Source organism: Pseudomonas sp. 20-5, from assembly GCF_056782835.1.
Window position 1 is genome coordinate 4499397 of the sequence record NZ_CM165584.1, and the last position, 25021, is coordinate 4524417.

Here is a 25021-nt window from a genome sequence, read left to right on the forward strand (position 1 = left end):
GCCGAATAGAACGACAACGAAGCACTTCCCAGGCAATCGTGTGAAATCTCCCCAGTGCTTGTATGAAGTTTCCTACAAGCGGAAAAAACCTCGTAGTTAAAAACCCTCCGACACCATAAGCCCGTTACCACTAATAGCCAAACAAAATGAACGATCCGAAAGAAGCGCATCAGCTTCGATAGCGCCTCTTATATAGAAAAATGAAAAACCAAGACAAACCAAAGCAAACCCAGCAGGCTCCCAATTATCCCATTACCCAGCAGCAGGCGCGGAGCTTACGGGAACGGGAAATCCATGCTGGTGAATAGATGCGATTCAGGTTATGGAGAAACCTGAACAGCTTCTGAAACCTCTATCTGGTCCGATCTCTAGAGCTTTGCCAATTCGGTTGAGATACTGATTTCGAACGCACTTAGTTTGCCTTCCAATGAAGAGGCCAGATTGGCTATCCGCTCGGAAGACTCCGATGGGTTCTGGCAAGCCTTTTCAAGGCAGGAACAAGACTCGACCAATAGGCTGCTGCCCACCACCCTCGCAGCCCCTTTTATCCTGTGCGCAAGTTCGGCCACTCCTTGCAGGTCTGCGAGTTCAAGCAATTCCGCCAACCGAGTACGATCATCCCGACTGCTGGCCAATAAAGTTTCCAGCAACCGCTGCAATGCAGCCGGCTCGCCGCCGGTAATGACCTCCAGTGAACGAATGTCGAAAAGACTTTCCATCGGCGATTCCGAACCAAGCTCTTTCATACAGACTCCATCGATATGCTTAAAGGAAGGTCACTGCGCGTTGCGCTATCCCGCCTGCGGGACTCCAGGCATCCGTAGAACGACAAGGCCGTACATGCCGTCCGGGCCAGTTATCCGCAAGCAGCATAAGGGAATTGCCTCCGCCTCTGCCGTCCAAACAGGGGAGCATCGCTTGTTGCGTCTCCTCGAACGGACCCAAACGGCCCTGGAAACGCTCATGGCCGGCACGGAGTCTACCTTTGCCAGCCGACCGCAGCCGGCCCGACCGCTCGTTTCGGGGAGGGAAACTCCTACGGTAAGTCTGTGCGAAGAGGCGTCATCGGTTGCGACCGCCTGACGGTTCGAAGCGAACCTGGCGGAGGAGCCATCGCTGCGACAGGCGAGTCTGGGTTACGCGCAGGTCGCGATGAAACAGCGGCATAAGCCACTATTGGCGCACACAGGCATACGAGGAAGACGCAGGGAACACCTGGTTGAAAACCAGCTCTACAGATCATCGAGCGGCGAGGGTTCTATCTATGGCAAATCCATTGGACGGCTTGCACGACGCGGACCACGCGAAGGCCGAAAAAACGGAAGGAAGGATGCCATCGGTCAGCGATCCCAGGGCGCTTGCCCGTCTTCTGGAATTGATACTGTCCACCGCCCAGGCCGGTCTCGCCTTCTCCAAGGACCGCTTCGACATCGGACGCTTTCGCGCGCTCCAGCATGCCGTCGCCGAATTCATCGCCAGCGACCAGGGGGTAGCGTACGAACGGGTCGAGAACTGGATCGCTCTGGACAGCCACTACCCGACCCCGAAACTGGACGTCCGTGCGTTGATCCTCGACTCGCAACAGCGGGTTCTGCTGGTTCGGGAGGCCTCGGATAGTCGCTGGACCCTACCAGGCGGCTGGTGCGACGTAAACGAGTCGCCGGCAGATGCGGTAGTTCGCGAAACCCAGGAAGAAAGCGGACTGGAAGTTCGAGCGATACGCCTGTTGGCATTGCTGGACAAGCACAAGCATCCCCACCCTCCCCAACTGCCGCATGCGTTGAAAGCCTTCTTCTTCTGCCACGTCACCGGAGGCAGTCTTCAACAACAAACGGACGAAACGTCGGCGGCCGAGTACTTCCCGGTGGACGCCTTGCCGCCGCTTTCCGAGCACCGGGTACTGGCCTCGCAGATCCAGACGTTATGGCAGCGAATCCACGCGGAAACGCCAGAGGCGCTTTTCGACTAGCCCCCCGACCTCATGGAGTCATCGCGCGGCAGACGGCCTGACCCTAACGACGTCCAGCAGGCGTACCCGGCAGATCGACCGGCCAGTCGACGAGCGCCTGCCGCCCTCCCCCATCGCCGGCAGCTTGATGCCGCCAACAGCGGCGCAGCGTGCCTTCCGAGCAGTAAAGCCGGCCCGTCGTTCTCGTTCGAATGCGTGGCGGAGCGCACCCGAGGCGCCAGCCATCGACCATCCCGAACGTGCCGATGGAGCGAACTCCGAGCGAGTTCCCCCGCTTCGTCCATAGCTCATCTGTGCTAGTCGACCCTCACCTTGGGCTGCACCTATGATTCGTCCCTTGGATGACCCTCCGCGGTCGGGAACAAGACATTCAAGGACGAACTCATGGGCAAACCATTCCTTCACGCTCGGCGCTGGCTGCTGCCGCTCACCTTCATCTGCACGGCAACGACTGCGGTCGCCGAAAGCACCGGCGACTACTGGATCGTCTACGGCAAGGGCGAACGCTACAACAACGAGGTATTCGTCGCCAACGCCACCGGCATCTTGCAGCAACCCAAAGGTATCCAGTCGGCGCAGATCATCCAGCTATTCGAAGACCGGTCGATGCCGACGCTGACGGCCTACGAGGTCCAGTTCAAGTGCAAGGAGCGCAGGGTCCGCTTCGACAACGCACGCGCCATGCGCCGCATCGACAACGTCATCACCAACGTGAAAACCGTCGACGGCTGGATCGACCCGGGGAAATACGATTACTGGCTGCAACGCTCGTTCGCTTTCGTCTGCGCCCCGGCCATCCGCGACAACAACCAGATGTTGCCGCTGGGCAAGATGCCCATTGCACGCATGGTGCAGACCGTCCAGGCAATGTTCGTCGAACTGCAGGGCGTCCAGGCCAAGAAACAGACCATGCGCGATCTGGATGCGATGCTCGGCAACGAGTAGAAATGAAGGAAGGCGGCTTGCCGCCCTCCTCCGGAGCCCCACGGAGCAGGTCAGCGGCATGCCGCTCGCAGCGTCCTGCCGGCCGTAGCCAGCGCCGCGACGAATAGCCAGAATGTTTCTCTATGCGAGGAGCGCGCGGAGCTGCGCGGGGACCTCCATGACTTCGCGGGTATCCGGGGAGACACAGACCTGCGTCAGGCTCGCAGTGAACGCCACCACGTCCGGCGAAAGACGTCCTTCGACTGAAAACGAGAAAGAATGCGTCCCCACGTTCGACACGCCCACCTGCATCGTGAGCTCGTCGTCCCAGGTGACCGGATGCAGGAATTCCAGGGAGAACGCTCTCGCCGGGGGAAGAATCCTGAACCCCAGGAGGGTTCTGAGCCCCGGGCCGCCCAGCCAGACCCCGAGCGCCTCCTGCACCGCTTCCAGCACAAAGTATGAAAAACGTGGCGTATAGACGATCCCTTCGGGATCACAGTCGCCAAACAGTACCGTTCTCTTTATGAAAACCGGGGTCGGCATCGGGTCACTCATCCGGTCGCCAGGAAAGGAACCTCACTCTATGGGAGTCCCGGTCCGCTGACAAATCCTCGGATAGCCGTGCACCAGTTCACCAGGCTGCGCGGGGTCTGACAGGAACACGCCAGAACGAACGGGAAAGCGGCTGCCAGTACCGATATGACTGGCGGAAGCGCGAAACCGGCCTTCTTCCCGATGTCGATAAGGATAAGAGTTGCGGTGCGCTGGGGATGAGATATCCGGACTGCGGAAACAGAAAAGCCCGCCTTGTCGGGCGGGCTTTTCATATCGACTCGGTCGATTCTGGCCAGTTTCCTGGCCAAGGCATACTGCAGCTCCGAAGCTAAAGTTGCGAGCTCTACGGAGAGCTACAGAAACTCCTTTCTAATATGGTGGGTCGTGTAGGATTCGAACCTACGACCAATTGGTTAAAAGCCAACTGCTCTACCGACTGAGCTAACGACCCAACGCGAGGCGTATAATACTGATTTCTAACGTAAAAACAACACCCCTCGTGAATTTTTTTCAGAAATATGGCGTCGGGTCGGAAATACCAGCCGCCGCGAAGCCATCCGCACGCAGCCGGCAGCTATCGCATTTGCCGCACGCACGTCCCTGCTCATCGGCTTGATAACAGGACACCGTCAGGCCGTAATCCACCCCACGCGCCACGCCCGCCTGGATGATCTGCGCCTTGGACAGATACTGCAGCGGCGCCTGGATGCGGAAGCCATTGCCTTCCACGCCCGCCTTGGTTGCCAGGTTCGCCATGCGCTCGAAAGCCTCGACGAATTCAGGGCGACAATCCGGATAACCAGAGTAATCCACCGCATTCACACCGATGAAGATGTCACGGGCATCCAGGACCTCGGCCCAGCCCAGGGCGAGCGAGAGGAACACCGTATTGCGCGCCGGCACGTAAGTCACCGGTATACCTTCGCTAGGCGACTCGGGCACCGCGATGCTCTCGTCGGTCAATGCCGAGCCGCCCATGCCATTGAGGTCGAGCCCTATCACCTTGTGCTCGATCACGCCCAACTGCCGGGCCACGCGCTCGGCGGCCTGCAGCTCGGCGCGATGGCGCTGGCCGTAGTCGAAACTCATGGTGTAGCAGGCGTAGCCGTCGGCCTTGGCCATGGCGACAACGGTGGCGGAGTCGAGGCCGCCGGAGAGCAGGATGACCGCTTTCTTCTGGTTCATGATGAATTCCTCGTCTCAATGGCCCGGTTCGTCGTTCCAGAGAATCTTGTGCAGTTGCAATTGCAGGCGGACCGGCAGGTTGTCGGCCACGATCCAATCGGCCAGTTCTCGCGCGCTGACCTGATGGTGGCTCGGCGAGAACAGGACTTCACCGGCACGCTGGTCGAGGCGGTACTCGATCAGCTTGGATACCGCCCAGTCGTAGTCCTCTCGCGAACAGACGACGAACTTCACCTGATCGTTGTCGGTCAGCAACGGGATATTTTCGTATCGGTTGCGTCCGACCTCGCCAGATCCCGGCGTCTTGAGGTCGAGAACCTTGCTTACGCGCGGGTCGACCCGTGACACGTCGAGAGCCCCGCTGGTTTCCAGGGAAACCTCGTAGCCGGCGTCGCAGAGCCGTTCCAGCAGAGAGATGCAATTCGGCTGGGCCAGCGGCTCCCCGCCGGTCACGCAGATGTAGCGGGGCTTGTAGGCGGCAACCCGCTCGAAAATGGCGTCCAGGCTAACGACGTCGCCGCCGCTGAAGGCATAGGCGGTATCGCAATAGTGACAGCGCAAGGGGCAGCCGGTCAGGCGCACGAAGACCGTCGGCAAGCCGGCGGTACGTGTTTCCCCCTGCAACGAGTAGAAAATCTCGGTGATGCGCAGGGTCTGTTGCATATTCAGCCACGGGCGTGACGACTGAACAGGTCGTCCGCCTCCGTTGCGGTAAATGAAGGAACGCCACGGGACGTATCCTGTCGTGGCGCTCGAAATCCCGGAAGGTCTCGCGTGGAGAGGCACGAAGATCAGCCGAGCTGAAACCATGCAGCTTCACGGGGGCGCCGATTCTAACGAAAAAACCCGCGACAGGCGCGGGTTTGTTCATCGGGAACGGGATCAGCGAAGGTTCTTGAGATCGCGCTGCGCCAGTTGAGCGGCCGAAGTGCCTGGGTACTGGGAAATGACCTGCTGGAGGATACCCTTGGCCTTGTCGTTGTTACCCAGGCGACGCTCGACGTCCGCCAGCTTGTACAGCGAGTCGGGCACCTTCTGGCTGCTGGGGTAGCTCTGGCTGACCCGCGCGAAGGCCTGGCCGGCACCTTGCAGGTCGCCCTTGGCCAGGTTCACCTCGCCGAGCCAGTACTGGGCGTTGCCGGAGTACTGGCTGTTCGGGTACTTGCGCAAGAAGGCATTGAACGCCTGGCTCGCCTTGTCGAAATCCTTGCTCTTTATCAGGTCGAAGGCCGCATCGTAGTAGAGCTTCTCCTTCGCCGGGTCGCCCGGCTCGCTGCTCGGCGCCGGTGCGTTGTTGCCTGCGGGAGCCGCAGGCGCCCCATTGGCGTTGATGGCGCCAGCGGGTGCGGAATTCTGTGCAGCGGGAGCGCCACCACCGGAAATCCGACGGTCGAGGTCCTGGTAGCGTTCCAGGCTTTCCTGCTTGAGCTGCTGGATCTGGTTCTGCTGCTCCTCGAGCGTGCCACGCAGGCGAGCCAACTCGTCCTGCATCTGCTGGAGCTGCATGAACAGTTCGCCCTGCACGGAGGTGGGGGTTGTCACCCCACCTCCGGCAAAGGCGCCGCCGGCACCTGCCGTGCCATACCCGGAAGGAGGAACGTTGCCGCCATTGTTGGCGGCAACGCCGTCATACACAGGAACTTCCGCCCAGGCCGCTAATGGCAGGCTGAGCGCGAGGAACGTCAGGACACGCAGGTGCTTGGGCATAACGACTTCTTACTTCTTCAGCTCGACGCGACGGTTCTGAGCCCAGGACTGCTCGTCGTGGCCGGTAGCGACCGGACGCTCTTTACCATAGGAAACCAGTTCCAGCTGGGCCGGCGAAACACCCTGCAGCACCAGGTAGCGCTGAACGGCCTTGGCACGACGCTCGCCCAGAGCCATGTTGTACTCGCGGGTGCCGCGTTCGTCGGTGTGGCCTTCCAGCACTACGCGCTGACCGCTGCCTTTCAGGTCTTTCGCGTGTACGTCCAGAGCGCGCATGGCTTCCGGCTTCAGGTCGGAGCTGTCGTACTCGAAGTAGAAGGTGGTGATCGCACGCAGAGCGGCTTCGTCGCTCAGGCTGCCGTCAACGGCACCGCTGTTGGCGCCATAGCCTGCGTTCGGATCGACGCCGCCATTGGCACCTTCACCGGAAGCATCGCCGCCCTTGGAGGAGCAACCCACAGCCACAGCCATGGCCAGAGCCAGCGCAGCAAATTTGCCGAATTTCAGCATTTCCATCATGTAACTCCTAATGAACCCCAGTGTATAAGTTTGTAACCGTTGGCGACCGTCAGTTCAGGTAAGGGGACCAGGAAGGCTCGCGCACATCGCCCTGAGCGGTAGGGAGAGGTATCCGTACGCGTCCGTTGATGGATACGAGCATCAGCACGCCCCGGTCCTGCTGGCGGGTGGCGTAGATTAGCATGGTGCCATTGGGCGCAACAGTGGGCGAATCGTCCAGAGTGGTGTTCGACAGCACCCGCAGATTGCCGCGCTGGAGGTCCTGGGCGGCGATCTGGAAGTTGGTGTAGCCCTGCTGGCGGTGGACCATTACCAGGGTCTTCTCGTCGGCCGAGAGTTTCGGGTTGGCGTTGTAGTTGCCGATGAAGGTTACCCGGTCCACGGCACCGCTGTTCACGTTCATTTTGTAGATCTGCGGCTTGCCGCCACGGTCCGAGGTGAAGTACAGGGTAGAGCCGTCCTTGCCCCAGAAGGGTTCGGTATCGATCGCCAGGTTGTTGGTCAGGCGGCGCAGGGCGCGGCTGCCAAGGTCCATGACGTAGATTTCCGGGTTGCCGTCGCGCGACAGGACGAAGGCCAGGCGGTTGCCGTCAGGGGAGAATGCCGGAGCGCCATTCAGGCCCTCGAAATTGGTGATCTGCTCACGACGGCCAGTATCGACGTACTGGATGAAGATACGCGGGCGCTTCTGTTCGAAGGAGACATAGGCGATACGGCGGCCATCGGGCGAGAAGCGCGGCGACACGATGGGCTCGCGCGACTGCAGCAGGGTCACCGGGCGGGCGCCGTCGTAGTCGGAGCGCTGCAAGGTGTAGCGGGTGTTGTCGACCGAGAAACGCTCGGCGGTGACATAGAGCATCTTGGTGGAGAACGCGCCCTTGATACCGGTGAGCTTCTCGAACGACTGGTCGGCGATGTAGTGCGACATGTCGCGGAGCTGATCGGTGCTGCCGGTCACGCTGCCGGTCAGGACCTGCTGCTCGGTGCCGACATCGAACAATGCGTACTGCACCTGCAGGCGTCCGCCGGCAGGCACGATGTTGCCGACCATCACGTAGTTGACGCCAACTGCCTTCCAGTCACGGAAGATCACTTCGCTGGCCTGCGCCGGCTGGCTGATCATGTTCTGCCGGGGCAGCGGCTCGAAGTAGCCGGAGTTGCGCAGGTCGTTGCCGATGATATTGGACATGTCTTCCGGCAACACGTTGCCCCCCTGGAAGCCGAACGGCACCACGGCGATGGGAATGGCACGGTCGTTACCGCTGGAGATCACCAGCGGGTCGGCAGCCTGCGCAGCACCTGCCACCAGGGCCAGGGCGAACAGCGCAATGCGAATCAGGGTACTCACAGACTCAAATCCTCCGGTTTAAAGATGATGCGGCGCTGACGATACAGGCTGTCGAAGGTAGCCCGCGGCAATTGCTGCATCTCGGGAATACGGCCGACGTTGCGCACCGCCGCCACCGCCGAACTGTCGAAAGGCTTGTCGCCACTCGAACGGCTGACGCTGGCATTGGTGATGGTACCGTCCGGCAGCATTTCGATCAGTACTTCTACGCTCATTCCATTACGCGCCGATGGAGGACGCCGCCACTGCTGGCTCACCAGGTTGACGATCAGGTCGTCGAGACTGCCGGTGACCTCGCTGCCCACCTCGTCGGCCAGGGCCTGCTGGCGCTCGGTCGTATCCGAAAGCAACTCGGCCAATGCCTGCGCCTTCTTGTCCTCGGCAGCCTTGCGGGCTGCCGCGGCAGCGGCGGCGGCCTTTTTCTTGGCGGCCTCGACGGCGGCTTTCTTCTTCGCCGCTTCCGCAGCAGCCTTCTTCTTGGCCTCCTCGGCCGCTTTCTTCTTCGCGTCCTCGGCTGCCTTTTTCTTGGCGTCCTCAGCGGCCTTTTTCTTGGCCTCGTCCTCGGCGCGCTTCTTGGCTATGTCAGCCTGCTTCTTCTGTTCGGCGGCCTTGGCCTCGGCAGCTTTCTTGGCTTCATCGGCCTTTTTCGCCTCGGCGGCTTTCTGGGCCTCGGCCTTTCGAGCCTCGTCAGCCTTCTTTTGTTCCGCCGCTTTCGCAGCAGCGACCTGCTGCTGTTCCAGCTTTTGTTGCTCGAGTTTCTGCTGCTCGAGCTTCTTCTGTTCGAGCTGCTCGACTTCGTATTGCTTGGAGGCGGTCTTCTTCGCCTCGCCAGCGATCTTCTGGTTGGTCTGTGTCGTCGCCTGGCTCTTCGACTTGAGCTGGTAGAGCGTGGCCTGCACGATCGGCTTGGAGGGAGGAAGCTCCGGAGCAAACGCCCAGCTGACGAACAGCATGGCGAAGATCAGAACGTGCAGGACCACCGCCAGGACGACGGGCCAGAAATAACTCTCGGAAGGCGAGCGTTCGAACTGTTGCTTCAAGATCAGGGGGCCTCGGTAATCAACCCGACGTTGGGCACACCGGCCTGCTGCAAGGCACCCATGGCGCCAACCACCGCACCATAGTTCACCGCCTTGTCGCCGCGGATGAATACCTGGGTGTCCGGACGGGCACTCATGATCTTGGTGACTGCATCGGTCATCTGTTCCAACGACACGGCACTATCGGTCTGTTTTTCAGTATCCACTTCGCTGCCGACGTTCCAGTAATAGGAACCGTCGGCCTTCACCGAAAGGGTCAGGACCTGCTTGTTGTTGTCCTGAGGCAACGCCTCGCTGGACACCTTCGGCAGGTCGACCTTGACCCCCTGGTTAAGCATCGGTGCGGTCACCATGAAAATCACCAGCAGTACCAGCATCACGTCGATGTAAGGCACCACGTTCATTTCCGCGACCGGCTTGCGCTTGTGACGAACCCTTGCCATATCGGCTTACCTCTCAGTCGTCTTAGTCGTCGCTGGTGTGCACCTTGCGGTGCAGGATGGCCTGGAACTCGTCGGCGAAGGTGTAGTAACGACCGATCAGCATCTCAGAACGTGCGGAGAAGCGGTTGTAGGCGATGACCGCCGGGATCGCGGCGAACAGGCCGATGGCGGTAGCGATCAGCGCTTCGGCGATACCCGGGGCGACGGTGGCCAGGGTTGCCTGCTGCACGGTGGCCAGGCCACGGAAGGAGTTCATGATACCCCAGACGGTACCGAACAGGCCGACGTACGGGCTGGTGGAACCGACGGTTGCCAGGAATGGCAGGCTGGCTTCGAGTTTCTCCTCCTCACGGGAGATGGCCACACGCATGGCGCGCGCCACGCCCTCCATCACCGCATCGGGATCGACGCCGGGCTGCTGGCGCAGACGGGAAAACTCCTTGAAGCCGGCACGGAAGATCTGCTCGACGCCGGAGTCCGGGTCCGGATTGCTACCGGCCTGGCGGTACAGCTTGGACAGGTCGATGCCCGACCAGAAGCGTTCTTCGAAAGCATCCAGTGCCTTCTTGGCGGCGCGCATGGCATTGCCGCGCTGGAAAATCATGATCCAAGATGTGACCGAGGCGGCCACGAGGGTCAGCATGACCAGCTGCACCACGATACTGGCGTTGCTGATCAGGCTCCACATGGAGGTATGGTCGACGACGTTCGGTTCCACTTTAATCTCCTGCTGAAAAAGAATCCGGGCTTCCGGCAAAAGCCGCACGCAACGTTTCGGGGATAGCACGTGGCTTCAGGGTGTCCGCTCGCACGCACGCCACCAGGAACCGCCCCTCGCAGAGCAGGACGGAGTCCGACGCTCGACGAACCTGTTGACGAAACTTCAGGCTCGCCCGGTTCAACTCCTCGACCTCGGCGCTGACAAGCAGTTCATCATCGAGCTTGGCCGGGGCGTGGTAACGCGCCTCGGCGGAGTGCACGACGAACAGCAGATTGTCGCCGACCAGTTGCGATTGGGCGAACCCCAAAGCTCGCAGCCGCTCGGTCCGAGCCCGTTCCATGAACTTGAGATAGTTGACGTAATAGACGATGCCGCCGGCATCCGTGTCCTCGTAATAGACCCGGAAACGCTGCTGGAACGGCTTTCCCCCGTGTTGCGCGCGCATACTCTAGAACCAAGTCCCGGCTTTGCCAATCGGCAATCGCCCACAAATGCAATTAATTACCATCTTCAGACGTGAACAGATCCGTCGTCACCCCCGGCCCCAACCTTTTCGGAATATTCAGGCCAAAGTGCAGGTACGCATGGCGTGTTACCACGCGCCCCCGCGGTGTCCGCATGATGTAGCCCTGCTGGATCAGATAGGGCTCCAGTACATCTTCGATCGTGTGCCGCTCCTCGCTCAACGCCGCAGCCAAGTTGTCGATTCCTACAGGCCCGCCATCGAACTTGTCGATCATGGTCAGCAACAGACGACGGTCGAGGTGGTCGAAGCCACGCTCGTCGACATCGAGCAGGTTCAATGCCTTGTCGGCGATCACCCGGGTAATGTCGCCCTGCCCCCGGACCTCGGCGAAGTCGCGTACCCGGCGCAGCAGGCGATTGGCGATTCGCGGCGTACCGCGGGCGCGCTTGGCGATTTCCGCCGCGCCCTGCGGCTCGATCTCCAGGCCGAGAATGCCGGCCGACCGACTGACGATGGTCGCCAGGTCCTCGACGTTGTAGAACTCCAGGCGCTGGACGATACCGAAGCGATCGCGCAGTGGATTGGTCAGCATGCCGGCACGGGTGGTCGCGCCGACCAGGGTGAACGGCGGCAGGTCCAGCTTGATGGAGCGGGCCGCGGGCCCTTCGCCGATCATGATGTCCAGCTGGAAATCTTCCATGGCCGGATACAGCACTTCTTCGACGATGGGCGAAAGACGGTGGATCTCGTCGACGAACAGGACGTCGCCGGCCTCCAGGTTGGTCAGCAACGCGGCGAGATCGCCGGGACGCTCGAGCACCGGCCCGGAAGTACTCTTGATGGAAACGCCCATTTCCTGGGCGATGATATTCGCCAGGGTCGTCTTGCCCAGCCCCGGCGGACCGAAGATCAGCGTATGGTCGAGCGCCTCCTGGCGGCCGCGCGCGGCATGGATGAACAGCTCCATCTGCTCGCGCACGCTGGGCTGGCCGATGTAGTCGGCCAGCTTCAGCGGGCGAATGGCACGGTCCAGCTGCTCATCGCGTTCGCGACCGGAAACGGCGGATATGAGGCGATCAGGCTCGATCATCGGGCGCCACCTAGACCATGCCCTTCAGGGCCTGGCGGATCATTTCTTCGCTGGACAAATTCTCTCCCGGTACGGCTGCGACGGCACGACTGGCTTCCTGTGGCTTGAAGCCGAGGGCGATCAGCGCGCTGACTGCATCGGCCTCGGCGCTTGAGACTGTAGCGCTGGCACGGGGTTCCATCACCAACGGTGCAATCGTGGGCATGTTTTCCCAAGCCTTGAAGCGGTCCTTCAACTCCACCAGCAGGCGCTCGGCGGTCTTCTTGCCAACACCGGGGATCTTCACCAGGGTGGAGGTGTCCTGTGCCTGGACGCAACGCACCAGTTCGTCCACTTCCAGGCCCGACATCAGCGCCAGGGCCAGTTTCGGACCCACGCCGTTGAGCCGGATCAGCTCACGGAACAGCTCTCGCTCGCGCTTTTCGGCGAAGCCATAGAGCAAGTGCGCATCCTCACGCACAACCAGATGGGTATGCAAGGTCACCGGCTCGCCCACCGAAGGCAACCGATAGAGGGTCGTCATCGGCACTTCCACTTCATAGCCGACGCCATTCACATCGAGGATCAGGTGTGGCGGCTGTTTCTCCGCCAGGGTGCCACGCAAGCGTCCGATCACGAAGAGCTTTCCTTATTCAAAGACGCAGGCGCCCGCCACGTCGGCGTGCGCCCACCAGGCCATGGGGGACCAGACTCTGTTGGGTATGGGCATGACACAGGGCGATGGCCAGGGCGTCGGAAGCATCTATCTGCGGTTTCTGGGTCAGCTTCAACAGATGCATGACCATCATCTGCACCTGCTGCTTGTCTGCACCGCCGGTCCCCACGACTGCCTGCTTGACCTGCGAGGCGGTGTACTCCGCCACGCTCAACCCCTCCTCCATTGCCGCGACGATGGCCGCCCCCCGCGCCTGCCCCAGCTTCAGGGCCGAATCGGCGTTGCGCGCCATGAACACCTGCTCGATGCTCAGGGCCGTCGGGCCATGGGTGCGGATCACCTCGCGGACGCTGCGAAACACCACGTGTAGACGCTCGTGCAAGGGGCCATTACCGGTCCGTATACATCCGGACGCCACGTATTCGCAACCGCGCGCCGTTTCCCGCACCACGCCGAAGCCGGTGATGCGCGAGCCCGGGTCAATCCCTAGAATCAAAGTCATAAGCTGGATACTAAAAGCCGGAAGCGGGGTTCGAACGCATCAAGCGTACCCCACTTCCGGCTTCGCGTTATCGCTCCGATCGGCTCAGCCGAGCTGCGCCATCACGTCGTCCGGGATATCGGCATTGGAATAGACGTTCTGCACGTCGTCCAGGTCCTCGAGCATGTCGATCAGCTTGAGCACCTTCTGCGCGGTTTCCAGGTCCAGGGTCGCGGTGGTCGAAGGGATCATGGTGACTTCGGCTTCGTCGCCCTTGAATCCGGCGGCGGCCAGCGCCTCGTTCACCGAAATGAAGTCGGCGAAGGTGGTGAACACGTCGATGGAGCCATCGTCGTTGACTACCACGTCATCGGCGCCAGCCTCCAGGGCCGCATCCATCAGCGCTTCCTCGTCCACGCCGGGAGCGAAGCTGATCTGTCCCTTGCGCTCGAACATGTAGGCGACCGAACCATCGGTGCCCAGGTTGCCGCCACACTTGCTGAAGGCATGACGCACTTCGGCAGCGGTACGGTTGCGGTTGTCGGTCATCGCCTCGACGATGATCGCTACGCCGCTCGGCGCATAACCTTCATAGGAAAGCTCGACCATGTTGTCGGCATCGTTGGAGCCGACGCCGCGCGCAATGGCACGATCGATGGTATCGCGGGTCATGTTGGCGGTCAGCGCCTTGTCCACGGCCAGGCGCAGACGCGGGTTGTCCGCCGGGACGCCGCCGCCCTGCCTTGCAGCGACGGTCAGCTCACGGATCAGCTTGGTAAAGATCTTGCCTTTCTTGGCATCTTGCCGCTCTTTGCGGTGCTTGATGTTGGCCCATTTAGAATGACCAGCCATAACTCACTCCGTATTGCTCTCTCGGCAGGAGGCGCCGCAAGCGGCGCCTCCGCGGGTTGATTCGAATCACTCGGCCTTCGGCTGCTCGCGCAGGCGAATGTGCAGCTCGCGCAGGGCCTTGCCGTCCACGGAACCCGGTGCCTGGGTCATGACGTCGCCAGCGCTCTGGGTCTTCGGGAAGGCGATCACTTCGCGGATAGACGATGCACCGGTCATCAGCATGACCAGGCGATCCAGGCCGAAGGCCAGGCCGCCATGCGGCGGCGCACCGTACTTGAGCGCGTCGAGCAGGAAGCCGAATTTCTCTTCCTGTTCCGCCTCGTCGATGCCCAGCACACGGAACACCGCCTGCTGCATGGACTTGTCATGGATACGGATGGAACCGCCACCCAGCTCGGTACCGTTGAGCACCATGTCGTAGGCGCGGGAAAGCGCCGCGCCCGGATTGGCCTCAAGCTCGGCCGGGGTGCACTTGGGCGAGGTGAACGGGTGGTGCAGCGCGGACAGCGAGCCGTCGTCGTTCTCCTCGAACATCGGGAAGTCCACGACCCACATGGGCGCCCACTCCCGGGTGAGCAGCTTGAGGTCATGGCCGACCTTGATACGCAGCGCGCCCAGGGCATCGCAAACGATCTTGGCCTTGTCGGCACCAAAGAACACGATGTCGCCGTCGACCGCGCCAACGCGATCGAGGATCACGTTCAGGTTGGCCTCGGGGATAAACTTCACGATCGGCGACTGCAGACCTTCCACGCCCTTGGCGCGCTCGTTGACCTTGATGTAGGCCAGGCCCTTGGCACCATAGATGCCGACGAACTTGGTGTAGTCGTCGATCTGGCTGCGCGGCATGGAGGCGGCGCCCGGCACACGCAGGGCGGCGACACGCCCCTTCGGATCGTTGGCCGGACCGGAGAAGACCTTGAACTCCACTTCCTTCAACTGGTCGGCGACGTCCACCAACTCCAGCGGGATGCGCAGGTCGGGCTTGTCCGAACCGTAGCGGCGCATGGCCTCTTCGAACGGCATGTGCGGGAACTCGTCGAACTCGACATCCAGCACTTCCTTGAACAGCTGGCGCACCATCTTCTCGGTGATGCCGATGATGTCGCTCTCGTCGAGGAAGCTGGTCTCGATGTCGATCTGGGTGAATTCCGGCTGGCGGTCGGCACGCAGGTCCTCGTCACGGAAGCACTTGGCGATCTGGTAGTAGCGATCGAAGCCGGCGACCATCAGCAGTTGCTTGAACAACTGCGGCGACTGCGGCAGGGCGAAGAAGTGGCCCGGGTAGGTACGGCTCGGCACCAGGTAGTCGCGCGCGCCTTCCGGCGTCGGCCGGCCGAGGATCGGGGTCTCGACGTCGAGGAAGCCGTTGTCGTCCAGGTAGCGGCGAATGCTGCTGGTGATGCGCGCGCGCAGCTTCAGCTTGGCGGCCATCTCCGGACGACGCAGGTCGATGAAGCGGTAGCGCAGGCGGGTTTCCTCGCCCACATCGGAGTATTCATCCAACGGGAACGGCGGAGTCTCGGCCTGGTTCAGCACTTCCAGTTCGTAGCCCAGTACCTCGATGGAGCCAGACGCCATGTTCGGGTTGCGCGCGCCTTCAGGGCGCAGGCGCACCTTGCCGGTGATCTTCACCACGAACTCGCTGCGCACCCGGTCGGCCTTGGCGAAGGTTTCCGCACGGTCCGGATCGAACACCACCTGGGCCAGCCCCTCGCGATCGCGCACATCGAGGAAGATCACTCCACCATGGTCGCGGCGGCGGTGAACCCAACCGCAAAGGGTGACTTCCTGGCCGTCCAGGCTCTCGTTCAGTTGGCCGCAATAGTGGCTGCGCATCATGGTGTGGTTCGCTTCTCGTAAGTCTTGGATTCTGTGGAGCCGCCGGCTGCCTGGCGACCATTGCCGGGCTCTCGCCGGCCCTGACCGAGCACCGGAACCATCGGTACGCCCCCGGAAGGACATCTCCCGCGCTGCCCGGTGAACGGCAACGGCGAAGCACCCGCATCCGGGCTCACTTCGCATTGAAGGCGGGGATTATAGCCTGAAAAATCCATGGCTTGCAGCCAGCCCCGCCGGCCTGTCACGCGGGAAGCCAGGCCGTTGAACGGAAGCATTTCGCCTCCCCCTGCGAACCATTCGCTTGACCGGGCAGTCGGAATAGATTCTCCCTATCGCCGCCTTTGACATAGACCAAGAGCGCTGGGAAAAACCCTGTGTTAGCCTCACTCCAACTGTTTCGGAGTGCCCCATTCACAAGGCCGACTGAAAGGAGAACGCCATGGAAATCAATATCGGAATCGGCGAACAGGATCGCGCAGCCATTGCCGAGGGCCTGTCGCGGCTACTGGCCGACACCTACACCCTCTACCTGAAAACCCACAACTTCCACTGGAACGTCACCGGCCCGATGTTCAACACGCTGCACCTGATGTTCGAAGGCCAGTACACCGAACTGGCCGTTGCCGTAGACGACATCGCCGAGCGCATCCGGGCCCTGGGCTTCCCGGCGCCCGGCACCTACGCCGCCTACGCCCGCCTCTCGTCCATCAAGGAGGAGGAAGGCGTTCCGGAAGCCGAGGAGATGATCCGGCAACTGGTCCAGGGTCAGGAAGCCGTGGTGCGCACCGCCCGCAGCATCTTCCCGCTGCTGGACAAGGTCAGCGACGAACCCACCGCCGACCTGCTCACCCAACGTATGCAGGTGCATGAAAAGACCGCCTGGATGTTGCGCAGCCTTCTTGCCAGCTGATCGTCGATCGCTCGATAGAAAGCGGGGCCCGCCTCAGGGTCCCGCCCTCCCCCCTCCGGCGCCAACCGCTTGATTTGAGTAGCCTCCTGCTTTCCTGTTAAATAGCCGCCGTGCGTCACGCGCATAGGCCGGCCGTCCTTCCGCACCTTTCGTTTCATGCACCGAAGCGCTGTCCGGCTACTTGATCGTTACCCCATCAAGGTGAACTCATTGACATGTTGAAAATCGTCCTTCTGGTCACGGGCGTCGCCGCCCTATTGCTGTCCTTCATTCCCAGCCTAAGAACCGAAGCCACACCCTTCCTGCAACATCCCGATGCCATCTACCTGGCCATTCTGGGCCTGATCAACCTGCTCTTCGCTCCCGTACTGCAATCGTCACATCCAACCCGCCCGCTGCAGGCCGGCGCAGCCGCCCTGCTGGTCCTGGGCGTCGTCCTGCAGGCACTGATCCTGCTGGCGCCGCTGCCGACCATCGCCGACCAGCCGGCGATCGTCCTGCCCCTGCTAAGCCTGGTGCTGGCCACGGCCCTGCAACTGGCGGGCAGCCTGAAACCCGGCAAACCGGTCTCGCGCAGCGCCAGCGCCCCGGCAGCCCTCGGCGGCAGCCAGGACAGCGGCAACCGGGAGACCGGTACCGTGAAGTGGTTCAACACCTCAAAAGGTTTCGGCTTCATTTCCCGCGATTCGGGCGAGGACATCTTCGTCCACTTCCGAGCGATTCGCGGCGAAGGCCACCGCATCCTCATCGAAGGCCAGCGCGTGGAGTTCTCGGTGGTACAACGGGACAAGGGCCTGCAGGCGGAAGACGTGATCGCCTCCCGCCGCTGACCGCCGCGAAAAACAGAAAACCCGCCGAACGGCGGGTTTTTTGTGCATTCAATAATGGGGAGGAGGCGCTTCGTCTTCCCCCGCCTCGCCCACCAGCCCCTGGACGTCTTCCAGACGCTTGATCAATGCCGCGACCTGAAGCTGCAGTCGCTCGATGCTGCGCTGCTGCTCGACCACCACATCGTTGAGAGCCTGCAAAGTGTCATCCTGGAAAGCCTGGCGGCATTCCAGGTCATCCATGCGCGCGTCCAGCTCCATCTAGGCCTCCCCGGCAAAACGGAAGCCGTCGGTCAGCACCATCCGCAACTTGCCGCGGATCGCCTCGACCTGCTCGGAAGAATAAGGCCGAGCCGGATGGCGCCCCCAGACAGGGCCGGGCCAGGCGTCGTCACCACGTCGCCGGACGATCACGTGCATGTGAAGCTGGCTGACCACATTGCCCAGGTTAGCGACATTCATCTTGTCCGCACGGAAGGTGTCCTTGAGGACCTCTGCCAGCAGCGTGGCCTCGCGCCACAGCGCCTGCCGGTCATCGACATCGAGCTGGAACAGCTCGGTGACATCCTCCCGCCTCGGCACCAGGATGAACCACGGATAGCGGGCATCGTTCATCAGCAGCAGGCGGCTGAGGGGAAAGTCGCCGAGCAACAGGGTGTCCTGCTCCAGCCGGGGATCCAAAGCGAACATACTGACCTCTCCTGTTCGACCGTCGTTCATGGACAGCTTAGCCCCTCCCTCCGGGAAGGGCCCCGCCGTAACTGCCGCGCAGGATACTTCGCCGCCCGGCCAAAGCAAGCCCACACATCCGCCCGCCCCAGCTTGGCGCGCCTCTCCAGCCGAACGCCCCATAAGATGCCGGCCAAATGAATACAGCGCGACGCCGAACATAAGACATGCCGTGGATACAAACGCATTCGCCACAGACAACTCGATGGCAACCAACCCTTGAAGCAGACGGATTACAATCAGGTTTCAAAGCATAATTCGTTTGCTTTCAAACAGAATAGCCTCGCTCTCGAAGAGACCAACTGGAATACATAGGCGAAGCCATTTTCCAATTTGTGCACGGAGTTTGCTTATACCTCTTTCATCACAGTAAGAGGGGCCGTACGGAACATGACATTTTTATTACAAGGCCCCGCCAATCGGAAAAAGCGACTTGAGAAGCGACCTCAACAAGAGTGACCAACCCCGCGACATACGTCATTTTTTCAACTGCGCACCTACGCAGATGCGACATGCGTCATGCAATTTTGCGACAGCACGGTAAAGAATCCGTCGCTTCGGAACCTCAACTATCGCCAAGAAACACTGCGTGCTATAAGTTAGCGCCGACAAGAAGAACTAGCCGTCACTGCGGCACTGTGATGGCAGAGATAATTTCAAAACCAAAGGAGCAATCACAATGAAAGTGATGAAGTGGAGCGCCATTGCACTGGCGGTTTCCGCAGGTAGCACTCAGTTCGCCGTGGCCGACGCATTCGTCAGCGATCAGGCCGAAGCGAAGGGGTTCATCGAAGACAGCAGCCTGAACCTGCTGCTCCGCAACTACTATTTCAACCGTGACGGCAAGGAAGGTCGGGGTGATCGCGTCGATTGGACCCAGGGCTTCCTCACCACCTACGAATCCGGCTTCACTCAAGGCACCGTGGGCTTCGGCGTCGATGCCTTCGGCTACCTGGGCCTGAAGCTCGACGGCACCTCCGACAAGACCGGCACCGGCAACCTGCCGGTGATGAACGACGGCAAGCCGCGCGATGACTACAGCCGCGCCGGCGGCGCCGTGAAGGTGCGCATCTCCAAGACCATGCTGAAGTGGGGCGAGATGCAACCGACCGCCCCGGTCTTCGCCGCTGGCGGCAGCCGCCTGTTCCCGCAGACCGCGACCGGCTTCCAGCTGCAGAGCAGCGAATTCGAAGGGCTCGACCTCGAGGCAGGCCACTTCACCGAGGGCAAGGAGCCGACCACCGTCAAATCGCGCGGTGAGCTCTACGCCACCTACGCCGGCCAGACAGCCAAGAGCGCCGACTTCGCTGGCGGCCGCTACGCGATCACCGACAACCTCAGCGCCTCCCTCTATGGCGCAGAGCTGAAAGACATCTATCGCCAGTACTACCTGAACACCAACTACACCATCCCGCTGGCCTCCGATCAATCGCTGGGCTTCGACTTCAACATCTACCGCACCACCGACGAAGGCAAGTCCAAGGCTGGCGACATCAGCAACACCACCTGGTCCCTGGCGGGCGCGTATACCCTGGACGCCCACACCTTCACCCTGGCCTACCAGCAGGTGCATGGCGACGAGCCGTTCGACTACATCGGCTTCGGCGGCAACGGTTCCGGCGCCGGCGGCGACTCGATCTTCCTCGCCAACTCCGTCCAGTACTCCGACTTCAACGGTCCTGGCGAGAAATCCTGGCAGGCCCGCTACGACCTGAACCTGGCCTCCTACGGCGTTCCTGGCCTGACCTTCATGCTGCGTTACATCAATGGTAAGGACATCGACGGTACCAAGGTCGATTCCAGCTCCTCCTATGCAGGCCTGTACGGCGAGGATGGCAAGCACCACGAAACCAACCTCGAAGCCAAGTACGTGGTCCAGTCCGGTCCGGCCAAGGACCTGTCGTTCCGCATCCGCCAGGCCTGGCACCGTGCCAACGCCGACCAGGGCGAAGGCGACCAGAACGAGTTCCGCCTGATCGTCGACTATCCGCTGTCGATCCTGTAATCGACCGACAGGCAACGAAAAAACCCGGCATCGCCGGGTTTTTTCTTCTTGGCGGCAACGCGCCTATAAAGGAAGGGCGTAGGTACCGGTGACATGGGCCACCAGGTCTTCCTCATTACTCTGCGAAAACACCCCGACCTCGCAGACGACCTGGCGCCGCCCCAGCTTGAGGATGCTCGCCTCGGCCAACAGGTCCTCGGGCCTGGGCTTGCTGAGGAAGTTGATGTTCAGGTTCGAGGTCACGGCCATCTCGACCGCCCCGAGACGCCCGAGAATGACCGCGTACATCGCCGCGTCGGCCAGCGCCATGATGGTCGGGCCGGACAGCGTTCCACCGGGACGCACCAGCTTGCCGTGAAAAGGTATGCGCGCCAGCGCATGTCGTTCGTCGAGACGCTCGACACGAAAATCGATGTCCTCGGCCATGGGCAGCCCCATGCGGATCAACGCCTGTACCTGCGCCGCGTTCATTGCCTGCTGACTCCTCATCATCGATGGCCGGCGCCCTGTACGCAGCCAGACCGGCACCGTACAATGCCCAGCCATTCCTCCCGATACAACCGACATAACGGCCAAAGATGCGTACCAGTCAGTATCTGCTTTCCACGCTCAAAGAAACCCCCGCCGACGCGGTGGTAATCAGCCATCAACTGCTGCTTCGCGCCGGCATGATCCGTCGCCTGGCCTCGGGTCTCTACACCTGGCTGCCAATGGGCCTGCGGGTACTGCGCAAGGTCGAGACCATCGTCCGCGAGGAAATGAACGCTGCCGGCGCCCTGGAAGTGCTGATGCCGGCGGTGCAGCCGGCCGAGCTGTGGCAGGAGTCGGGGCGCTGGGAGCAATACGGCCCTGAGCTGCTGCGCCTGAAGGACCGCCACGAGCGCGAATTCTGCGTAGGCCCGACCCACGAAGAAGTGATCACCGACCTCGCGCGCAACGAGCTGAACAGCTACAAGCAACTGCCGATCAACTTCTATCAGATCCAGACCAAGTTCCGCGATGAGATCCGCCCGCGCTTCGGCCTGATGCGCGGACGCGAATTCATCATGAAGGACGCCTATTCCTTCCACCTGAGCCAGGACTCGCTGCAGCAGACCTACGACGGGATGTACCAGGCGTACAGCAAGATCTTCTCCCGCCTCGGCCTGGATTTCCGTCCCGTGCAAGCCGACAACGGCTCCATCGGCGGCAGCGGCTCCCATGAGTTCCACGTGCTGGCCAACTCCGGCGAGGACGATATCGTCTTCAGCGACAGCTCCGACTACGCCGCGAACATCGAGAAGGCCGAAGCCGTGCCGCGCGAGAGCGCCCGCGGCAGCGCCACCGAGGACATGCGCCTGGTCGACACGCCCAACACCAAGACCATCGCGGCCCTGGTGGACGGCTTCCAGCTACCGATCGAGAAAACCATCAAGACCCTGGTGGTGCATGGCGCCGAAGAAGGCACCCTGGTCGCCCTGATCGTCCGCGGTGATCACGAGCTCAACGAAATCAAGGCCGCCAACCAGCCGCTGGTCGCCAGCCCGCTGGTATTCGCTTCGGAGGCCGAGATCCGTGCCGCCATCGGCGCCGGCCCCGGCTCGCTGGGCCCGGTCAACCTGCCGATCGCCTGCATCGTCGACCGCTCCGTCGCCCTGATGAGCGATTTCGCCGCTGGCGCCAACATCGAGGACAAGCACTACTTCGGCGTGAACTGGGAGCGCGACCTGCCGCTGCCCGAGGTCGCCGACCTGCGCAATGTCGTCGAAGGCGACCCCAGCCCGGACGGCAAGGGCACCCTGGTGATCAAGCGCGGCATCGAGGTCGGTCATATCTTCCAGCTTGGCACCAAGTACAGCGAAGCGATGAAGCTGAGCGTCCTGAGCGAACAGGGCAAGCCGGTCAACCTGATCATGGGCTGCTACGGCATCGGCGTATCCCGCGTGGTCGCCGCCGCCATCGAGCAGAACCATGACGAGCGCGGCATTCTCTGGCCAAGCGCACTGGCGCCGTTCCAGATCGCCCTGGTACCGCTGAAGTACGAAACCGAGAGCGTCAAGCAGGCGACCGACAAGCTCTATGCCGAGCTGACCGCAGCCGGTTTCGAAGTGCTGCTGGACGATCGCGACAAGAAGACCAGCCCCGGGGTGAAGTTCGCCGACATGGAGCTGATCGGCATTCCCCACCGCATCGTGATCAGCGACCGCGGCCTCAGCGAAGGCGTCCTGGAATACAAGGGCCGCCGCGACAGCGAGTCGCAGAACCTGCCGATCGGCGAACTGATGTCGTTCATCACCGAAAAACTCAGCCGCTGAGCGTAACGATGCCCACCGGAAGACCCCTGCGCCTATTCGCCGCCGCCCTGTGCGGCGGCCTTCTGCTGAGCGGCTGCGCCAACCAGTTGCCGCAGCGTAGCGAGCATGAGGAGCGCGTCGAGCGGAAGCTGCTCGAACACACCCTGCAAGTCGATGTCGGCCAGCCCGATGTGCTCGAACTGCCGCAGCGCCGGGTCCGGATCAACGACCAGAAGTCCTTCGAGGTCACCGAGTTCGAGGTGACGCGCCGTTACGACCGCTATACGCCGTACCAGGCCTGGCGGGAGATCTACGAGATCCCGTTGGGCGCGGTGGCGCTGGTGGCCGGCGTCGGAGCGAACATCGTCAACGTGGTGACCTTCGGCAGCGTACCGGACAACATCACCCACGGCTGGATCAACTACGGACTGGCCGGGGTGAATCCGTTCATGAACGTGGAATCCAACGGTCGCGCCGAACAGAATCTCGCGAGCATCGACGAGAAACAGCGCGACAAGCGCCTAGAATACTCCAGCCTGCCCTGGGCGGAGCGTCCGGTCCTGGTCAGTTCCGGCAAGGAACTCAACGAACTGCTTACCGACCGTCATGGCGTGCTGCGCCTCAACCTGCTCGACAGCCCCTTCGCCGAACAGGACATCAGCCGCATCTCGCAGATACACCTTTCGGTGAGCGACCCACAGGATGGTACCCGCGCCGATGCCAGCCTCCGCGTCAGCCGCAGCCTGCGCGGCAAGCTCCTGGAAGCTCACGCCCTGATCTATGACGACCTGGAAGGCGATGACGTCCACCACTGGGTCCATCGGGTGAAACGCCTCGCGGAGCTGGGCCTGGAAGAAGAAGCCAGCGAACTGGAACAGAGCCTGATCGAGCTCACGCGCAACGACCCCGAACTGCAGCAGCAGTTTATGCATGCCCTGCTCCGGGATGCCGGTCGCCTGGCCGCGGACCCTGGCGAGACGCCCTGACGGCGAACTCGCCTCGTCAGCGACGGACGACGAAGCCAGCGATCCCCTGCAGCGGCATTTGCTCGACCTCGACCGCAGAGACCTCCGCGTGCCGCGGGCCCCGCCCCAGCCATCGCTCCAGGGCTTTCGCCCGGTCCTCCTCGCCCTCCCAGACGACTTCGACACGCCCGTCATCCAGGTTTCGCACCCAACCGTCGAGTTCGAGGCGATCAGCCTCTTCCCGGGTCGCCTGACGGAAACCGACGCCCTGTACCCGGCCGCCGACATAGGCATGCAAGCAGATCCTCGCCATCAGCGTCCCTCCCGCAAAGCCTCGAGCTGTTTCAATATGCCATCGGCCGTCTGCTCGCCCAGCAGACGCTGACGCATTTCCCCCCGAGCATCGACGATATAGGTGACGGGCAACGCTTCGCTGCGAGGGAGCTTGAAGCGAGGCGCCGGATCATCGGCCAGCACGGTGAAGCGAATCCCCATGCCATCGGCCGACTTCTTCAACTCGGCATCGCGCAGGCCATCGAAATTCACGCCAATGACGCGCCCGCCCTGCCCTTCCAGCACCTGCGCAAGGCGATTCATCTCCGGAATCTCGGCCCGGCAGGGCGCGCACCAGTCAGCCCAGTAATTGACCACCAGCCAATGCCCGTCCAACTGCTCCGCAGCGACAGGACGCCCGTCCTGGTCGACTCCGTAATCCGCCGAACAGCCCGCGAGAAACAACACCGCAGCAGCGCCCAGCGGGCGTAGCCAACTCCCCATGTCAGGAACCTCTCGAGTCAGGAAAACTTCGGCCGGACCAGGGCAACCCGGCGCGGCACTATGGCGAGACCTTACTGGAAGCCATCCACCTCTGCAAAACCGAGTGGAGACGAATATGGGAAGAAGAAGCCCCGATACTTCCTACAAGGCACAAAGTGCGAGAAGAGTCACTACGATCGCCGTCGAACCGCACAGTTTGACGCAAAGGACCACCCCTATAATCCGCGTGCCACACACGACACGACGACTCAACCGGCCGTATGCCCAGGCATCGGCAGGATCGACTTGGGGAGAAGTCGAGAGCGACGAGTCCGAAGCCCTTTTAAACGGACACACTGCTGCTTATGAAAGACCATCTGATCGGAAGCGTCCCCGCACACCTGGTGGATGCCGCACGCCCGACCCTGACAGCCCACGAGGGCCTGGTCGCGGACTACAACATTGCCGCCTGGCTACATCTTCCGGATGCCTGCGACCTGCTGGTGTCACTGGTGGTCAGCTATCTGGATGGCGGGCGCCAGCGCGAAGTGGCGGTGGATCACGGACGAATCGACCGCCAGCAACGCATCCTGCTTTCCGGCATTGCCCGCCTGCCCGTACGGCAGAAAGTGGAGAACATGCAGGTACGCCTGAAGTCGGCGACGGCCTTTTCCCGACTGGTCGTGGAGGAGTTCTTCGTACAAGCGGTGGAGCAGGAAAACAGGTCCCAGCAGGTGTCCGAAGCTTGAGCCGGAT

The 25021-nt window shown here is 61.9% G+C and carries 29 protein-coding genes and 1 tRNA gene; 8 read left to right on the top strand and 22 right to left on the bottom strand.

Annotation, left to right across the window (positions count from 1 at the left end):
• Window positions 1-368 precede the first annotated feature (368 nt).
• A complete protein-coding gene (locus AC1RB9_RS20720) occupies window positions 369-746 on the bottom strand; it encodes an Hpt domain-containing protein (protein WP_033873211.1) in 378 nt (125 codons plus the stop codon).
• Window positions 747-1330: 584 nt separating this feature from the next.
• Here AC1RB9_RS20720 and AC1RB9_RS20725 point away from each other — a divergent pair.
• Both AC1RB9_RS20725 and AC1RB9_RS20730 read left to right on the top strand, forming a co-directional pair.
• Window positions 1331-1969: an NUDIX hydrolase gene (locus tag AC1RB9_RS20725; protein ID WP_003120654.1), complete on the top strand. Its 639-nt coding sequence runs from the start codon at window positions 1331-1333 to the stop codon at window positions 1967-1969.
• Window positions 1970-2353: 384 nt separating this feature from the next.
• Entirely contained in the window at window positions 2354-2914 is a 561-nt protein-coding gene (locus tag AC1RB9_RS20730; protein WP_003117022.1) for a hypothetical protein, read from the top strand.
• Window positions 2915-3034: 120 nt separating this feature from the next.
• Here the strand turns inward: AC1RB9_RS20730 and AC1RB9_RS20735 are convergent, their stop codons facing one another.
• The 16 genes from AC1RB9_RS20735 to aspS all read right to left on the bottom strand — a co-directional run bounded on the left by AC1RB9_RS20735 (window position 3035) and on the right by aspS (window position 15800).
• The gene (locus AC1RB9_RS20735) at window positions 3035-3439 is read right to left on the bottom strand and encodes an acyl-CoA thioesterase (RefSeq protein WP_003112559.1); all 405 of its coding nucleotides are present in this window, start codon (window positions 3437-3439) and stop codon (window positions 3035-3037) included.
• A 387-nt stretch (window positions 3440-3826) separates the two neighbouring features.
• A tRNA-Lys gene (locus tag AC1RB9_RS20740) sits at window positions 3827-3902 on the bottom strand.
• Between the two features lie 59 nt (window positions 3903-3961).
• Window positions 3962-4636, bottom strand: a complete 675-nt coding sequence (gene queC / locus AC1RB9_RS20745) for a 7-cyano-7-deazaguanine synthase QueC (protein WP_003111415.1) — start codon at window positions 4634-4636, stop codon at window positions 3962-3964.
• A 15-nt stretch (window positions 4637-4651) separates the two neighbouring features.
• Complete coding sequence (gene queE, locus AC1RB9_RS20750; RefSeq protein WP_003112571.1) at window positions 4652-5299, bottom strand: 7-carboxy-7-deazaguanine synthase QueE; 648 nt, start codon at window positions 5297-5299, stop codon at window positions 4652-4654.
• A 219-nt stretch (window positions 5300-5518) separates the two neighbouring features.
• Window positions 5519-6343, bottom strand: a complete 825-nt coding sequence (gene ybgF, locus AC1RB9_RS20755; protein ID WP_003120698.1) for a tol-pal system protein YbgF — start codon at window positions 6341-6343, stop codon at window positions 5519-5521.
• A gap of 9 nt (window positions 6344-6352) precedes the next feature.
• Window positions 6353-6859, bottom strand: coding sequence for a peptidoglycan-associated lipoprotein Pal (gene pal / locus AC1RB9_RS20760; protein WP_003111417.1), 507 nt, complete (start codon window positions 6857-6859; stop codon window positions 6353-6355).
• A 52-nt stretch (window positions 6860-6911) separates the two neighbouring features.
• Window positions 6912-8210 carry a Tol-Pal system beta propeller repeat protein TolB gene (gene tolB, locus AC1RB9_RS20765; RefSeq protein ID WP_003086128.1) on the bottom strand — a complete coding sequence of 433 codons (1299 nt, stop codon included), beginning with the start codon at window positions 8208-8210 and terminating at the stop codon, window positions 6912-6914.
• Window positions 8207-9250, bottom strand: coding sequence for a cell envelope integrity protein TolA (tolA, locus tag AC1RB9_RS20770; RefSeq protein WP_003117096.1), 1044 nt, complete (start codon window positions 9248-9250; stop codon window positions 8207-8209). The genes tolB and tolA overlap by 4 nt, the downstream gene beginning before the upstream one ends.
• Before the next feature lie 2 nt (window positions 9251-9252).
• Window positions 9253-9693 (bottom strand): protein TolR, encoded by a 441-nt coding sequence (tolR, locus tag AC1RB9_RS20775; RefSeq protein WP_003086126.1) that lies wholly within the window; start codon window positions 9691-9693, stop codon window positions 9253-9255.
• 22 nt (window positions 9694-9715) lie between these two features.
• Window positions 9716-10411, bottom strand: coding sequence for a protein TolQ (tolQ, locus tag AC1RB9_RS20780; protein ID WP_003086125.1), 696 nt, complete (start codon window positions 10409-10411; stop codon window positions 9716-9718).
• A 1-nt stretch (window position 10412) separates the two neighbouring features.
• Window positions 10413-10859, bottom strand: coding sequence for a tol-pal system-associated acyl-CoA thioesterase (gene ybgC / locus AC1RB9_RS20785; RefSeq protein ID WP_003086124.1), 447 nt, complete (start codon window positions 10857-10859; stop codon window positions 10413-10415).
• 52 nt (window positions 10860-10911) lie between these two features.
• Window positions 10912-11970, bottom strand: a complete 1059-nt coding sequence (gene ruvB, locus AC1RB9_RS20790) for a Holliday junction branch migration DNA helicase RuvB (protein WP_003086123.1) — start codon at window positions 11968-11970, stop codon at window positions 10912-10914.
• A 10-nt stretch (window positions 11971-11980) separates the two neighbouring features.
• Entirely contained in the window at window positions 11981-12586 is a 606-nt protein-coding gene (ruvA, locus tag AC1RB9_RS20795) for a Holliday junction branch migration protein RuvA (protein ID WP_034060724.1), read from the bottom strand.
• A gap of 16 nt (window positions 12587-12602) precedes the next feature.
• Window positions 12603-13127, bottom strand: a complete 525-nt coding sequence (ruvC, locus tag AC1RB9_RS20800; RefSeq protein WP_003112575.1) for a crossover junction endodeoxyribonuclease RuvC — start codon at window positions 13125-13127, stop codon at window positions 12603-12605.
• Window positions 13128-13211: 84 nt separating this feature from the next.
• Window positions 13212-13958 carry a YebC/PmpR family DNA-binding transcriptional regulator gene (locus AC1RB9_RS20805; protein ID WP_003086107.1) on the bottom strand — a complete coding sequence of 249 codons (747 nt, stop codon included), beginning with the start codon at window positions 13956-13958 and terminating at the stop codon, window positions 13212-13214.
• Between the two features lie 66 nt (window positions 13959-14024).
• Entirely contained in the window at window positions 14025-15800 is a 1776-nt protein-coding gene (gene aspS / locus AC1RB9_RS20810) for an aspartate--tRNA ligase (RefSeq protein ID WP_003123218.1), read from the bottom strand.
• Between the two features lie 439 nt (window positions 15801-16239).
• On the opposite strand from aspS, the gene AC1RB9_RS20815 reads away from it, so the two are divergent.
• Window positions 16240-16710: a Dps family protein gene (locus AC1RB9_RS20815; RefSeq protein WP_003086103.1), complete on the top strand. Its 471-nt coding sequence runs from the start codon at window positions 16240-16242 to the stop codon at window positions 16708-16710.
• Between the two features lie 215 nt (window positions 16711-16925).
• Entirely contained in the window at window positions 16926-17540 is a 615-nt protein-coding gene (locus AC1RB9_RS20820; protein ID WP_003106665.1) for a cold-shock protein, read from the top strand.
• 48 nt (window positions 17541-17588) lie between these two features.
• On the opposite strand, the gene AC1RB9_RS20825 is transcribed toward AC1RB9_RS20820, so the two are convergent.
• Window positions 17589-17798 carry a SlyX family protein gene (locus AC1RB9_RS20825; protein ID WP_003086099.1) on the bottom strand — a complete coding sequence of 70 codons (210 nt, stop codon included), beginning with the start codon at window positions 17796-17798 and terminating at the stop codon, window positions 17589-17591.
• Window positions 17799-18227 carry an HIT family protein gene (locus AC1RB9_RS20830; protein ID WP_003107742.1) on the bottom strand — a complete coding sequence of 143 codons (429 nt, stop codon included), beginning with the start codon at window positions 18225-18227 and terminating at the stop codon, window positions 17799-17801.
• 718 nt (window positions 18228-18945) lie between these two features.
• Between AC1RB9_RS20830 and AC1RB9_RS20835 the strand changes: the two genes are divergently transcribed.
• Complete coding sequence (locus tag AC1RB9_RS20835) at window positions 18946-20271, top strand: OprD family porin (RefSeq protein ID WP_003107743.1); 1326 nt, start codon at window positions 18946-18948, stop codon at window positions 20269-20271.
• A 63-nt stretch (window positions 20272-20334) separates the two neighbouring features.
• Here AC1RB9_RS20835 and AC1RB9_RS20840 read toward each other — a convergent pair whose 3' ends face one another.
• Window positions 20335-20742 (bottom strand): PaaI family thioesterase, encoded by a 408-nt coding sequence (locus AC1RB9_RS20840; RefSeq protein WP_003086091.1) that lies wholly within the window; start codon window positions 20740-20742, stop codon window positions 20335-20337.
• A 107-nt stretch (window positions 20743-20849) separates the two neighbouring features.
• Between AC1RB9_RS20840 and AC1RB9_RS20845 the strand changes: the two genes are divergently transcribed.
• Window positions 20850-22565, top strand: coding sequence for a proline--tRNA ligase (locus tag AC1RB9_RS20845; protein WP_003102377.1), 1716 nt, complete (start codon window positions 20850-20852; stop codon window positions 22563-22565).
• An 8-nt stretch (window positions 22566-22573) separates the two neighbouring features.
• Entirely contained in the window at window positions 22574-23530 is a 957-nt protein-coding gene (locus AC1RB9_RS20850; RefSeq protein WP_003102379.1) for a hypothetical protein, read from the top strand.
• Between the two features lie 16 nt (window positions 23531-23546).
• On the opposite strand, the gene AC1RB9_RS20855 is transcribed toward AC1RB9_RS20850, so the two are convergent.
• Together AC1RB9_RS20855 and AC1RB9_RS20860 are read right to left on the bottom strand one after the other, a co-directional pair.
• Entirely contained in the window at window positions 23547-23822 is a 276-nt protein-coding gene (locus tag AC1RB9_RS20855; protein ID WP_003102385.1) for an acylphosphatase, read from the bottom strand.
• Window positions 23822-24286 carry a TlpA disulfide reductase family protein gene (locus AC1RB9_RS20860; protein ID WP_003454528.1) on the bottom strand — a complete coding sequence of 155 codons (465 nt, stop codon included), beginning with the start codon at window positions 24284-24286 and terminating at the stop codon, window positions 23822-23824. The genes AC1RB9_RS20855 and AC1RB9_RS20860 overlap by 1 nt, the downstream gene beginning before the upstream one ends.
• A 344-nt stretch (window positions 24287-24630) precedes the next feature.
• Between AC1RB9_RS20860 and AC1RB9_RS20865 the strand changes: the two genes are divergently transcribed.
• Window positions 24631-25014: a hypothetical protein gene (locus tag AC1RB9_RS20865; RefSeq protein ID WP_003109947.1), complete on the top strand. Its 384-nt coding sequence runs from the start codon at window positions 24631-24633 to the stop codon at window positions 25012-25014.
• The last annotated feature ends 7 nt before the right edge of the window (window positions 25015-25021 follow it).

What these genes read in the sequence shown, in the direction of transcription:
- AC1RB9_RS20720 (WP_033873211.1), bottom strand. Translation starts at nt 746, where the DNA reads ATGAAAGAGCTTGGTTCGGAATCGCCGATGGAAAGTCTTTTCGACATT.
- ybgC (WP_003086124.1), bottom strand. Translation starts at nt 10,859, where the DNA reads ATGCGCGCGCAACACGGGGGAAAGCCGTTCCAGCAGCGTTTCCGGGTC.
- AC1RB9_RS20805 (WP_003086107.1), bottom strand. Translation starts at nt 13,958, where the DNA reads ATGGCTGGTCATTCTAAATGGGCCAACATCAAGCACCGCAAAGAGCGG.
- aspS (WP_003123218.1), bottom strand. Translation starts at nt 15,800, where the DNA reads ATGATGCGCAGCCACTATTGCGGCCAACTGAACGAGAGCCTGGACGGC.
- AC1RB9_RS20850 (WP_003102379.1), top strand. Translation starts at nt 22,574, where the DNA reads ATGCCCACCGGAAGACCCCTGCGCCTATTCGCCGCCGCCCTGTGCGGC.
- pal (WP_003111417.1), bottom strand. Translation starts at nt 6,859, where the DNA reads ATGGAAATGCTGAAATTCGGCAAATTTGCTGCGCTGGCTCTGGCCATG.
- queC (WP_003111415.1), bottom strand. Translation starts at nt 4,636, where the DNA reads ATGAACCAGAAGAAAGCGGTCATCCTGCTCTCCGGCGGCCTCGACTCC.
- AC1RB9_RS20860 (WP_003454528.1), bottom strand. Translation starts at nt 24,286, where the DNA reads ATGGGGAGTTGGCTACGCCCGCTGGGCGCTGCTGCGGTGTTGTTTCTC.
- AC1RB9_RS20865 (WP_003109947.1), top strand. Translation starts at nt 24,631, where the DNA reads ATGAAAGACCATCTGATCGGAAGCGTCCCCGCACACCTGGTGGATGCC.
- AC1RB9_RS20815 (WP_003086103.1), top strand. Translation starts at nt 16,240, where the DNA reads ATGGAAATCAATATCGGAATCGGCGAACAGGATCGCGCAGCCATTGCC.
- AC1RB9_RS20820 (WP_003106665.1), top strand. Translation starts at nt 16,926, where the DNA reads ATGTTGAAAATCGTCCTTCTGGTCACGGGCGTCGCCGCCCTATTGCTG.
- AC1RB9_RS20845 (WP_003102377.1), top strand. Translation starts at nt 20,850, where the DNA reads ATGCGTACCAGTCAGTATCTGCTTTCCACGCTCAAAGAAACCCCCGCC.
- AC1RB9_RS20735 (WP_003112559.1), bottom strand. Translation starts at nt 3,439, where the DNA reads ATGCCGACCCCGGTTTTCATAAAGAGAACGGTACTGTTTGGCGACTGT.
- AC1RB9_RS20855 (WP_003102385.1), bottom strand. Translation starts at nt 23,822, where the DNA reads ATGGCGAGGATCTGCTTGCATGCCTATGTCGGCGGCCGGGTACAGGGC.
- AC1RB9_RS20835 (WP_003107743.1), top strand. Translation starts at nt 18,946, where the DNA reads ATGAAAGTGATGAAGTGGAGCGCCATTGCACTGGCGGTTTCCGCAGGT.
- AC1RB9_RS20830 (WP_003107742.1), bottom strand. Translation starts at nt 18,227, where the DNA reads ATGTTCGCTTTGGATCCCCGGCTGGAGCAGGACACCCTGTTGCTCGGC.
- ybgF (WP_003120698.1), bottom strand. Translation starts at nt 6,343, where the DNA reads ATGCCCAAGCACCTGCGTGTCCTGACGTTCCTCGCGCTCAGCCTGCCA.
- AC1RB9_RS20725 (WP_003120654.1), top strand. Translation starts at nt 1,331, where the DNA reads ATGCCATCGGTCAGCGATCCCAGGGCGCTTGCCCGTCTTCTGGAATTG.
- AC1RB9_RS20840 (WP_003086091.1), bottom strand. Translation starts at nt 20,742, where the DNA reads ATGAACGCGGCGCAGGTACAGGCGTTGATCCGCATGGGGCTGCCCATG.
- ruvB (WP_003086123.1), bottom strand. Translation starts at nt 11,970, where the DNA reads ATGATCGAGCCTGATCGCCTCATATCCGCCGTTTCCGGTCGCGAACGC.
- AC1RB9_RS20730 (WP_003117022.1), top strand. Translation starts at nt 2,354, where the DNA reads ATGGGCAAACCATTCCTTCACGCTCGGCGCTGGCTGCTGCCGCTCACC.
- ruvC (WP_003112575.1), bottom strand. Translation starts at nt 13,127, where the DNA reads ATGACTTTGATTCTAGGGATTGACCCGGGCTCGCGCATCACCGGCTTC.
- queE (WP_003112571.1), bottom strand. Translation starts at nt 5,299, where the DNA reads ATGCAACAGACCCTGCGCATCACCGAGATTTTCTACTCGTTGCAGGGG.
- tolR (WP_003086126.1), bottom strand. Translation starts at nt 9,693, where the DNA reads ATGGCAAGGGTTCGTCACAAGCGCAAGCCGGTCGCGGAAATGAACGTG.
- AC1RB9_RS20825 (WP_003086099.1), bottom strand. Translation starts at nt 17,798, where the DNA reads ATGGAGCTGGACGCGCGCATGGATGACCTGGAATGCCGCCAGGCTTTC.